The 11,742-nt window shown below is 36.6% G+C and carries 7 protein-coding genes; 5 read left to right on the forward strand and 2 right to left on the reverse strand.

Annotated elements, in window-relative coordinates; genetic code table 11:
* Nucleotides 1-76 precede the first annotated feature (76 nt).
* The 5 genes from AABJ44_RS06160 to rbfA all read left to right on the forward strand — a co-directional run bounded on the left by AABJ44_RS06160 (nucleotide 77) and on the right by rbfA (nucleotide 9,905).
* Complete coding sequence (locus AABJ44_RS06160; RefSeq protein ID WP_338371027.1) at nucleotides 77-4,591, forward strand: hypothetical protein; 4,515 nt, start codon at nucleotides 77-79, stop codon at nucleotides 4,589-4,591.
* Nucleotides 4,592-4,861: 270 nt separating this feature from the next.
* Nucleotides 4,862-5,323 (forward strand): ribosome maturation factor RimP, encoded by a 462-nt coding sequence (gene rimP / locus AABJ44_RS06165; protein WP_074644878.1) that lies wholly within the window; start codon nucleotides 4,862-4,864, stop codon nucleotides 5,321-5,323.
* A 38-nt stretch (nucleotides 5,324-5,361) separates the two neighbouring features.
* Nucleotides 5,362-6,858: a transcription termination factor NusA gene (gene nusA / locus AABJ44_RS06170; RefSeq protein WP_074644876.1), complete on the forward strand. Its 1,497-nt coding sequence runs from the start codon at nucleotides 5,362-5,364 to the stop codon at nucleotides 6,856-6,858.
* A gap of 18 nt (nucleotides 6,859-6,876) precedes the next feature.
* Complete coding sequence (infB, locus tag AABJ44_RS06175) at nucleotides 6,877-9,522, forward strand: translation initiation factor IF-2 (protein WP_338371028.1); 2,646 nt, start codon at nucleotides 6,877-6,879, stop codon at nucleotides 9,520-9,522.
* On the forward strand, nucleotides 9,522-9,905 hold the full coding sequence (gene rbfA, locus AABJ44_RS06180; protein WP_074644873.1) for a 30S ribosome-binding factor RbfA: 384 nt from the start codon (nucleotides 9,522-9,524) through the stop codon (nucleotides 9,903-9,905). The genes infB and rbfA overlap by 1 nt, the downstream gene beginning before the upstream one ends.
* A gap of 47 nt (nucleotides 9,906-9,952) precedes the next feature.
* On the opposite strand, the gene AABJ44_RS06185 is transcribed toward rbfA, so the two are convergent.
* Entirely contained in the window at nucleotides 9,953-10,912 is a 960-nt protein-coding gene (locus AABJ44_RS06185; protein WP_338371029.1) for an SH3 domain-containing protein, read from the reverse strand.
* Between the two features lie 20 nt (nucleotides 10,913-10,932).
* A complete protein-coding gene (locus AABJ44_RS06190; protein ID WP_338371031.1) occupies nucleotides 10,933-11,685 on the reverse strand; it encodes a hypothetical protein in 753 nt (250 codons plus the stop codon).
* Nucleotides 11,686-11,742: the final 57 nt, after the last annotated feature.

Here is an 11,742-nt window from a genome sequence, read left to right on the forward strand (position 1 = left end):
AACGACGTTCTTTAAATGACAAATCAGAATTTGTATTGTAAAATTATAGTAATAATATTATAAGCGGAGATGTTTTATGAACAGTATATTTTCAAAACTTTCTAAAAATAATACTAAAAGAAGAGGCGTTTTAACTTATATAGTTTTTTTCATAATATCAATTCTCTTCATTTCCTGTGAAAACTTTCTAAATAGTGGCGAAATTAAAGACGAACTTGAAGAAATCATTGCCTATAATAATGCAAAAGTTGTTAATTTGAGTTTAGTTTGTGATGAAGAGGTTGGAACTCTCTTTCCGAATCAAACATATCAGGCAAGAGTTGGATATCCATTTGAGTTACAATTTATCCCCAATACAGATAATTACAAAATAAAAGATATGTCAAAAATCTTTGAAGCTGTAAGCATAAAAGATAATTCAAGTCGTTCTGATTATGTTAAAATTGAAGCAATTGAGCAAAGTTTTGAAGATAAAAAATCCGGTGTTTATAGGGCAAATATTACCGTTATAAAAGAGGCTGATGATATAAGAATTCGTCCGCTGTGTATTTCCGTACCAAAAATTCTACAAATAACACCAGAAAACAAAAGAAATGGTGAAGATCAGGATATCCCAATAGTAATTACATTTAATAAACCAATGGATATCGAGAGTTTTGGAGATTTTTCATGTATTTCAATTGATAATTCAGTTTCAAGTGTCTGGGATTATTATGAAATTCCAGAATTCTCAAGTGATTATACACAACTTATAATTCAGCCAAAAGAGGATAAGCTTCTGCTTCCTCCTGATGAAGATAAATCTATTGATGAAATAACAGTTAAAATTGATTCAACAGATATTAAAGACTGCGATGGTCTGACTCTTAAACAGTTTGCTCCTTATACTTTTAAGATTAACAAGACTTATGGAAATCAAAGAGTTGTGGACATTACTGTTCAATCTGATGCTGAGATGGGAGTTTTCTTAACATCGGGAAATATTTCCTGTTCTCTGGGTTATACAACGACAGTACAGTTTGAGTTGAAGAAAAATGATTATGTCTTATTAGATACTGCAAAAGTCTTAAAAGCCGTAAGTACAACAGATAACAATGAAAGTAGAGATAATTGTGTTTCATTTACAACTATAGATGTAAATGAAAAAAATCAGACTACTATATATACTATCAAAATTCGACTGATAGAAGAGGCCAGGGATATAAAGATTATTCCTAATTGTGTAAAAAAGCCTCAGCTTCCAATAATAACTCCTGAATATAATTCAAGCGGCTGCGATCAGGATACTCCAATCAAAATTTCATTTAATAAACCTGTAGATATAACAACATTTAATTTTAATTATATCTCAATCATGAACGAGAATCAGAGTCTGAAAAATTACTTTGATACACCATATTTTTCTTCCGGTAATACAATTCTTAATATTCCGTTAAAACAAAATACTTTAATTCTTTCTCCAGACGGAACAAAACTTCAGCTGGATATTACTGTAATACTTAATACAACAAATCTTAGAGATTGCGATGGACTTACAATTCCTCAACCTTCAGCTCATCAGTATCGAATTAACAAAAATTTTGGAGACCAAAAGAAAGTAACAGTACTGATTCGCACTGTTGACGGTATTGGGTCATTCCTTGTGGATGGTGAAAAGGAAGGTGTTGTAGGTTACTCTCTGGGAGAATTACAATTTACAGCTGATAAAAAAGTTTGTGTATTTAAGGGGCTTGAAGCAGTAAGCAAAAATAATCCCTCTATTAGCCGAAACGACTTCGTAGAATTTACAACAATTTCAAGTAATGATGAAACAGGAGTTTATACAATTAAGGTTAGAATTCTTGAAGAAGTAAATGATATTTTGATTAGACCTAAGTATATTCTTAGGCCGGCGGTGGTTGATTATAGCCCTAAAAATACGGATTACCTTACCGTTCCAATCTATATAACATTTAATGGACCTGTAGAAGATGAATCTGTTCCAGTAGAAGAATCAGTATTTAATTATACTAATGTTTCTATAAGATGTGAGAATCAATCAATAAACAATTGTTTTAACACTCCTGTATTAAATAATGAAAAAACAATTTTGTCACTTGTTCCAAAAACAGACAAATTAACTGCTTTTTTTAGAGGAAAAGGATTATCTACAACTAATATAACTATATCTTTTGACTCCAGAACACAATTTAACCTGGAAAATAGTTTAGTGAAATTTGCAGAGGATAAAGCCTTGGATTTTACAATTCATTATACAGTTGAACTTGAAACTACACCTCCTCAAAAAATTAATTTTGGTGCTTCAAGAGAATGGAATTCGGGTACATCTTTACCTCAGAATACATTCTACCAGTCTGAAGAACATTTTACTTACGATGTTATAAGAGATGATATAAATCAGGATTTAGGTTATTTAAGAGATTATACGGATGATCAAATACTTCAAAATAGAACAAAGGGAATTGTATTTATTTATGGTAAATATAAGGATACAGATTCAAATGTACAAACAATTTCTGTAAATGAAGAATATCTTGATTCTGAAGTCCCTATTGATCCTACTAGAAATATTTCAATTGACTACAATGAAAAATCAGATGAGATTATTATGTGGCAAACAGATTCAGAAACAGGTATTACTTCCTATTGTATTAAACATGAAATACAACATGAAGATGGGGCAATACAATTAAGTGTAACTGTTTTTGATGGGTGTGGTAATTCTGCAACGACAGAGTATTTGACTATTTTTAACGTCACCAAAGTGAACTTAAGATACGCAGTACCAGTTAATGCATATTATAATCTTTATGATTATAATGATGAGTCAAATTTTAATATGAATACATTTAAAAATAATGTAAAGAATATAAAACTTATATATGATTCATATGGTTATGAAGACTTGATATATGAAGATAACATCTTCTGTGCTTATTATGGAGACAGAGAATTTGATCCGGAAGGAATATTTACAAAAGTAGAATGTGAATATATGGATGATTCCTCTGAACTTAGAACATTACCAATGACAAAATCTGACCAAAATGAATATCCAGATGCAAAAATTTGGAATTGTGATTTGATTAATGTTGAACATGTAAATGGTCTTAAAATCAAAATAAATGTCGAGGATGATTTAGGAAACATAGGTTCTGAAGAATATATTTTCCCATCAGAACGAAAATTAGAAAGCGTAGTAACTAACGGCAATACAAAAACTGTCCGATTATCAACAGTTCCTGATACACCTGATTGTGGCTTGATAATTTACAAAGGAATTAACGAAAGCGACAATGCCTGGAAAGCCCTTACAATTTATAGTGAGTTTACTATTGAAAAAGGTTATGAATATCATTATATATCAACTGACTCATGGTATTTTACAAGTGAATTAAGCTCTAAGTATACTTATGATTCAGATTTTTCTATTCCTGATTATGTTATTGACTTAGAGGAAGAACCAGAATTAGAACCAGCAGAAAATGGAAAATATAATATCAATGTCACAATACCTCAAGAAGCATGGAATTATTATGATAACATTTTCGTAAAACATAGTTATGGATCGGGATCATATTATTATTATTTTGAACCATATGATACTCATAGAACAATAACTACCTATACAACTACTTTATTTAGATATGACAATACAATTACTTTATTTGGAGAAAAAAATAATAAATGTAAGCAGGGAAATTCAATAACTTTTAAATTAACAGATTCAAAATATGATAATATACCACCACGCACAACCGATTCTCAAGCTTGGCATGACCCTGATGATATAACTCATTATAATATTTTATTATTTGAAGAACCCACTAAATTACAGTCTGTTACTTTCAATGGAAAACCATATGGCTTTACAAAGTATGATAATAACGGGCGATACAAGGTTTCATTAAATTTATACGATTGTATTGATTATACAATACCTGAGCAACCACGTTACAATTTTACACTTACAGCAACCGATGAGGCAAATAATACATCCGAAATTATTTTTAATGAATATATATCCAGAACAGAAACTCCGATAGTTCAAACAAAAACTTCTTCCACCCCTTCCACCTGGACCTTTAGAAATAGCAAGATGGTTGGAGGCGTAATAATATATACTTTTAATAATAATTCAAAAATATGGAATCGATATACGTATTCTTTTAGTACTTATACCAGAACTTATTCATCAACTTCACCAATATTCTTAAAGGTTACAAGTGAATTTGGCCCTCCAAAATATTATTACTATAATAATAGTTCTAATTTTTCAAATTCTGGCAAATATGATTATATTTTACCAAATGGTTCTGCAAAAGATTCTGTTGTTATTTCTTCAGATGCACCTGTATATATTCATACCGTTGTTTCTTCTTATCCTTATGAAACCTGTAAAAATTGGACTGTAGATGACTGGGAATTCTATAAAAAAACTTTAGGTGATGAACAATTTAATTTTTCAGGACACGATCAACAGAAATACAACATTCCTTTTGATGATATCAATAAGGGTGAGTCTTATGTTGTAATTGCCCATTTTGCCGACGGAACTTCTGCAATGAGCGATGTAATGTTAAAAAATTAGTTATTTGGTATGGTGCTATCCTGGGGATAGGGGCGTTGCGGGGCCTCCCGCAGAGAGGGTAGCGGAAAAGACCGGAGCGAACGGAGTGAGTGAGGACTTTGGAGCGCAGGGAGAGGCTTCTCCCTCCTATAAAAAGATTGACAAAAATTTACTTTTCTTCTATATTGTAATAGTCAGTTTAATATAAATATTAAAAAGACTCGTGAGGCCCACGGGTCTTTTTTATTGCCAGAAACCGGTTTTTGAGAGCCGGCGGATTAAAAAGGATTTATGGAATACACATCTTACAAAAGCATTAAGTATTATGATGAATGTGCTGCTCTTGTTGAGGGAATGGGCTTTAAGCTTGTTGATTTGAAGATTGTTCCTTCTAAGACTACCACAAAGATTTCTGCAATGATTGCTTCAACTGAGCCGGATGGTAATATTGGAGTTAATGATTGCGCAAAGGTTCACCGTGTTCTTCTTCCACGCCTCGAAGCACTGCTTGGAACTGAAGATACTATGATGGAACTTACAAGCCCTGGTATTGAGCACAATATTAAAAATGCGGCAGAGTTCGGAGTGTTTGCCGGACGTGCTGTTCGTGTCTGGGATAAGACTGTTACTGACTGGGTTAGCGGTAAGATTCTTTCTGCAGATGATAAACAGGTAACTTTGGAAGCAGAGGATGGAAAATCTTTCTCTGTTTCTTATGAAAATATTGCGAAAGCAAAATTTGACTATAACTAAGACAATTATTTAGGGAAATAATTCCCGAGGAGTTGAAGATGTCAGAAATGGCAGAGGCAATCCGAGCGTTGATTTCGGAAAAAGGTTATTCAGAGGATTCTGTAAAACAGACTATTGAAAAGGCTCTGAAGGCTGCTTATAAACGCACTTATGGTGATGATGAGAATGCAATTGTAAAATTCAATGATGATATGTCGGATGTTTCAATTTATTCACGTAAGGTTGTTGTAGACGGTGTTTACGACCCTGTTAAGGAAATTGAACTTGAAGATGCAAGAAAACTTGCTGGAGACGAAGTTGAAGAGGGTGATGAGATTGATATTCTTGAAGACCCTAAAACTTTTGACCGTTCGGCTGTTACTGTTGGAAAGCAGACTGCTCACCAGGGATTGAACGAAACTTATAAGACATCACTGATGAACGAATATAAAGACAAAATTGGTGAAATGATTATCGGATATCACCAGCGCGAACGCAATGGAAATATCTTTGTTGACCTTGGAAATGCAGGTCGTATTGAAGGTTTCCTTCCAACAAAATATCAGTCAAAGCTTGAGATTTATGAAAAGGGAGACAGAATTAAGGCTCTTATCGTAGACGTTAAGCCAACAAATACTGGTATTCAGCTTGTTCTTTCAAGAAGCGATACAAAGCTTGTAAGCTCTATTCTTGAAAAAGAAGTTCCAGAAATTGCTGACGGAACTGTTGAAATTAACAGAATCGTTCGCGATGCAGGTTACAGAACAAAGATTGCTGTTTCTTCTGCTCGTGAAGAGGTTGATCCTGTTGGAGCTTGTGTTGGTCTTCGTGGTGTTCGTATTCAGAATGTTATCCGCGAACTTATGAACGAAAAAATCGACGTTCTTAAGTGGGATGCTGATCCAGCTGTATTCATTAAGAATGCACTTTCACCAGCTCAGGTTGAACGTGTAATTATTACTGATGCAGACAAGAAACAGGCTCTCGCAATTGTTGAAGATTCTCAGTTCTCTCTTGCAATCGGTCGCCAGGGACAGAATGTTCGCCTTGCAAACCGCTTGTGTGACTGGAATATCGATGTTAAGACTATTGAACAGGCTGAAGAACTTGATCTTTCTTCATTCAACACTGTTCAGAATGCACGTAACCTGTTCAACGACGAGGCTGTTGAAGAGATTTCTAAGATTTCTGAGCTTCCTGGAGTTGATGCTGAAGTTGCAGCTCTTCTTAAGGCTGCTGGAATTGAAGAGTTCCAGGACTTCGTTGAAGCTTATGATAATGGCACAATTAATGTAGAAGGAGTTTCTAAAGAAGCTCTTGATAAGATAAACGAACTTATCAATGAAAATGTAGAGTTCGTAGAGGAAGATGAATCTGATGCATCTGAAGCTCCTGCAGAAGAGGCTGCTGCTCAGCCAGAAGCTCCAGCAAGCGAAGAAGCTGCTGCAGAAGAGGAAGAAGAATACTTCTGTCCTGAATGTGGTGCAAAGATTACTTTGGATATGACTCACTGTCCAAATTGTGGCGTTGAGTTTGAGTTTGAAGTAGAGGAATAAGGAAGGTAGAAGATAATAATGGCTGAAGAAAACGAAAAAAAGCCCGGATTTGTAGTGCATAAGAAACAGCAGGATTCAACTCCTGCCGCAGCTCCTGAAAAGAAGAAGGTAGTTGTTGTAAAAAAGAAGGCACCTGCAGCTCCACAGACAAATACACAACCTCAGGGACAGGCTGGTCAGTCAGGCGGAAATGGACAGAAGCATGTTGTCGTTAAGAAGAATGATAATGCGGCTCCTGCACAGCATAAACCAGAATCTAAGCCAGCTGGTAATGGAACAAAACCTGAAGGTGCTAAGCCTCGTGCTTTTGAATTAAACTCAGCTCGCCCAAATGTAAAGGCTGGTAATCTTTCAGATAAGCCTAGACAGGGTGGATATAACCGCGACAGAAACGGAAACGGTCAGGGCGGATATAATCGCGGCGGTCAGGGAGGACAGGGTGGCTACAACCGTGACAGAAATGGTCAGGGCGGTGGCTTCAGCGGCTCTCAGGCTCGTCAGAATTATCAGAACCGCGACCGCGATAACAACGGCCAGGGCGGACGTCAGGGCGGTTTCAACCGCGGCGGACAAGGTGGCCAGGGCGGATTTAACCGCGGTGGTCAGGGAGGCCAGGGGGGCTTCAACCGTGGCGGCCAGGGCGGACAGGGAGGCTTTAGACCTCGTACAGGCGGAATGGGCGGTGCAGCTCCAGTTCCTCCAGTAGATCAGTCACGCCAGCCAGCTAAAAAGGCATTTAAAGGCAAAAAACAGATATATAACCGCAAGGATGAAGAGCAGTACGATGATAACCTCTTTGGTCAGAAGAAGAAGGTTGAAACTCCAGCTTCTGTAGTACCAAAGTCAATCGATATCATGGAAACTATTTCGGTTTCTGATCTTGCACGTAAGATGAATCTTAAGGCAAGTGAAGTTATCGGAAAGCTTATGGGCATGGGTATGATGGTTACAATTACCCAGTCTATCGATTCTGATACTGCAACTCTTCTTGCTGCAGAATATGGCTGTGAGGTTCACCTCGTAAGCCTTTATGATGAAACTGTAATTGAAAGCGAAAAGGATGATGGTGTAGAACTTCTTCCACGTCCTCCAATTGTAACTGTAATGGGACACGTAGACCATGGTAAAACAAAGACTTTGGATGCTATTCGCCATGCAAACGTTGCTGCCGGAGAAGCTGGTGGTATTACTCAGTCTATCGGTGCTTACTCAGTTTCAACTCCTAAGGGAAAAATTACATTCCTTGATACACCAGGTCACGAAGCATTTACTATGATGCGTGCACGTGGTGCTCAGGTAACAGATATCGTAGTTCTTGTAGTAGCTGCTGATGATGGTGTTATGCCTCAGACTATGGAAGCTATTGCTCATGCTAAGGACGCTAAGGTTCCTATCATCGTTGCTGTAAACAAGGTTGATAAGCCTGAAGCTAACCCGGACCGTGTTAAGACTCAGCTTTCTGAGCAGGGACTTACTCCGGAAGAATGGGGTGGAGATACTCAGTATGTACACATCTCTGCTCTTAAGAAAGAAGGTATTGATGATCTTCTTGACGCAATTCTTCTTCAGGCAGAAATGCTTGAGCTTAAGGCTAACTACGAATGCCGTGCAGAAGGTAAGATTCTTGAATCTCGCGTAGATCAGGGACGCGGTGTTGTTTCAACTGTTGTTGTACAGCGTGGTACTCTCAAACAGGGAGATCCATTCGTTGCCGGTATTTACTCTGGACGCGTACGTGCTATGTTTGATGACAGAGGACGCCGTATTCAGGAAGCTGGTCCTTCAACTCCTGTTGAAGTTCTTGGTATGGAAGAAATGCCAAATGCGGGCGACCCATTCCAGGTAACAGAGAGCGAAAAGGATGCTCGCGCTATTTCAAGCAAGCGTCAGGAACTCAAGCGCTTCGAAGCTGCTAAGGCTGTTAAGAAGACAACTCTTGATACTCTGTTCAGCGATATTAAAGACAGCGAAGTTAAAGAACTTAAGGTTATCATTAAGGCAGATCTTCAGGGATCGGCAGAAGCCCTCAAGTCTTCTTTGGAAAAGCTTTCTACTCGCGAAATACGCCTTTCTGTTATTCACTCAAGTGCGGGTGCTATCAACGAATCAGACGTTACTCTTGCTGCGGCTGACTCAAATGCAATTATCATTGGTTTCAATGTACGTCCGACACCTAAAGCAAAAACTCTTGCTGAGCAGGAACAGGTTGAAATCAGAAAATATAATATCATCTACAAGTGTGTTGAAGAAGTTCAGCAGGCTATGGAAGGTATGCTCCAGCCGGATACAAAAGAAGAAGTTATCGGTCAGGTGGAAGTACGCAATACATTCAAGGTACCAAAGGTTGGCGTAATTGCCGGTTGTTCTGTATCAGAAGGTATTGTACGCCGCACTTCAAGTGTAAACCTTGTTCGTGATGGTATTGTTATCTTCACTGGTAAGATTTCTTCCCTCAAGCGCTTTAAGGATGATGCCAAGGAAGTTTCTACTGGTTATGAATGTGGTATCGGCTTAGAGAACTGGCAGGATATCCAGGTTGGTGACCGTCTCGAAGTATTCGAGATCATCGAAGTTGCTAAGAAACTTGGTAAGACTATTGCCGAAGAAGAAGCTGAGGCTGCAAAACGTAATGTAACTGCAAGTGGTTCAGAAGGAGCTCAGTAATGGGACAGTATCGTATTCAAAGACTGAATGACCAGCTCCGCGATGAGATTTCCCAGTTGATTCTGCGTGGAGAAGTAAAAGATCCACGCGTTTCAACCTTTTTGAGCATCAACCGTGTTGAAGTTACAAGCGACTTAAGCTACGCAAAAGTTTACGTATCTTCTTTCTTGCCTGATAATCAGGTAGGAAAGGGAGTAGACGGTCTTAATGCAGCAGCAGGCTTCATTCAGCGTGAAATTGCAAAAAAACTTAGAATCCGCCAGTTCCCAAAACTTCAGTTCCACGTAGACGCAGGCATGAAAGCCGGCTTCGAAATGGTTCAGAAACTTAATGAACTGGAAAAAGAAGAAAAAGAAAGAGAAACTTCTTCTTCTGAAGAATAAATAAAAAAAGCTGCCAGATGGCAGCTTTTTTTATTGGTATCTATTGCTTATTTATTTAAGAAAGCACCAAATACCCAGCCTTCAATTCCTTCAAATTTAGGTTCTGATGACTCAGAATCTAATTCACTAACATAATACCAGCTGTCTGTAATACCATCAATTTCCTCGGTACCGTCTGTTTTCATGCTGACAAATACAGCTGGATTATTTACTGATTCGAATTGTCCAATAACTTCGCCCGCAGTTCCTGGTAATGAACGAACATTTACTTTAGAACCATCATTAGTTTTAATATATGATGAGAAGCCATCAATAGAAATTATTGAATCATCACTAAAAAGTGAAATATTATAGATTTTTGCGATTTCATCAGAAATATAAGAACTGATAAGTGGAGATGTCTTCATTGATTTAGCATTATCAAGGAATTCTTTTTTCAAGTCTTCGTTTTCAGTTTTTCTTCCTTTTTCAAGAAGAAGAACAGCTTTTACATCTTTATCAGAATTACTGATTGTGTTTGAATAAACATATCTTGAACGCTTAAGACCATCGTTTGTATCATAGAATGTGATTTTTGTAAATTCATTGTTAAACTGTTTTAATGAATTACCGGTAACCACAAGAGTTCCTCTTTCAAGAATAGCATTTCTATAAGAATAAAGTGTAGGTTTTGTAAAAAGAAGTGCATCTTTTTGAAGAACAGAGGCTGATGAACAGATTTCAACATCAGATTCCTGAACAAAATATGTATTTTTGTTGTATTTTACTTTGTAGAACTTTACATCAGAATAAGTTTTAGAAGATGTAACAAGATCTTTAATTACTATTTCATCAGATTCAAGTTCAAGTTCTGTTCCAGCGGTTACAGTTTCGGCCCATTCAACTCCGTTTGAATCATTTGCCTTTCTCAAAGGACCATTGTCGCGTAACATTACAACTTTTGAAGATGCTGCAAATGCATTTAATGTAAATAAAACAGATATTACTAAAATAAGAGTTCTTTTCATATTAATTTCTCCTTTTTTAATTACAGATCAGATATAATATCTGCAACATAAGATGAAACAGGCAGGCTGTTTAAAGAATCCATCAACTGTGTTTTTACATCTGGATTCAAGTTTTCATTTGACTTCATCTTTGCAATTGTCTGTAAAGCAACAATATCTGCTGAATTAGTAGAAACTAAATCACTCTTAACATAGATTCTTTTTCCAAACGCAGCACCGCTGTAATATGTGATTTCAACGAACTCGATATCAAGATCTGTATCTCTTGTTTTAGAAGATTCGTTTACAGCTACGAGTGTTCCAGCTTCAATTTTCTTCGATGTAGCAGAGGAACCGTCTGGAGAACTGTAGGTAAGAGCCTGAGCGGTAATACACCCAGCCGTAAGAGCAGCATCATTTGTGATGAAAATATCTCTTGTCCAGTAATCTTTATCAAAATATGCAACGTGAACAAAATTAAAGGTTTCTTCTTTACCTGAGCTCAAAAGACGAATTGCTTCTTTCTGTTCAATGCTGTTGTTTTTAACATAAATGCGGATTGTTTCTCCCAAAGGAGCTTCATCTGCATAAACCATTTTTCCGTCTGTATTCTCTGAATAGAACGGTGTACCGTCATAAAGAACTACAGAAGTAATAGTTTCAACTTTATTTTCTTTTGCTTTAGTGCTGTTAGTTTCATTTGTTTTTTTTGCAGGAGATTTTTTCTCATCTCCACAACTAATGAAAAGTGATAATGCACATAAAATGAAAATACTTATTGTAATTTTTTTCATAAAACCTCCAAGTTTTAATTTTTATATTTATATTTTAATAAATATTTTAGTATTTAT

It is taken from the genome of Treponema bryantii (assembly GCF_036492245.1).
Lineage (GTDB): Bacteria > Spirochaetota > Spirochaetia > Treponematales > Treponemataceae > Treponema_D > Treponema_D bryantii_C.

What these genes read in the sequence shown, in the direction of transcription:
- AABJ44_RS06160 (WP_338371027.1), top strand. Translation starts at nt 77, where the DNA reads ATGAACAGTATATTTTCAAAACTTTCTAAAAATAATACTAAAAGAAGA.
- rimP (WP_074644878.1), top strand. Translation starts at nt 4,862, where the DNA reads ATGGAATACACATCTTACAAAAGCATTAAGTATTATGATGAATGTGCT.
- nusA (WP_074644876.1), top strand. Translation starts at nt 5,362, where the DNA reads ATGTCAGAAATGGCAGAGGCAATCCGAGCGTTGATTTCGGAAAAAGGT.
- infB (WP_338371028.1), top strand. Translation starts at nt 6,877, where the DNA reads ATGGCTGAAGAAAACGAAAAAAAGCCCGGATTTGTAGTGCATAAGAAA.
- rbfA (WP_074644873.1), top strand. Translation starts at nt 9,522, where the DNA reads ATGGGACAGTATCGTATTCAAAGACTGAATGACCAGCTCCGCGATGAG.
- AABJ44_RS06185 (WP_338371029.1), bottom strand. Translation starts at nt 10,912, where the DNA reads ATGAAAAGAACTCTTATTTTAGTAATATCTGTTTTATTTACATTAAAT.
- AABJ44_RS06190 (WP_338371031.1), bottom strand. Translation starts at nt 11,685, where the DNA reads ATGAAAAAAATTACAATAAGTATTTTCATTTTATGTGCATTATCACTT.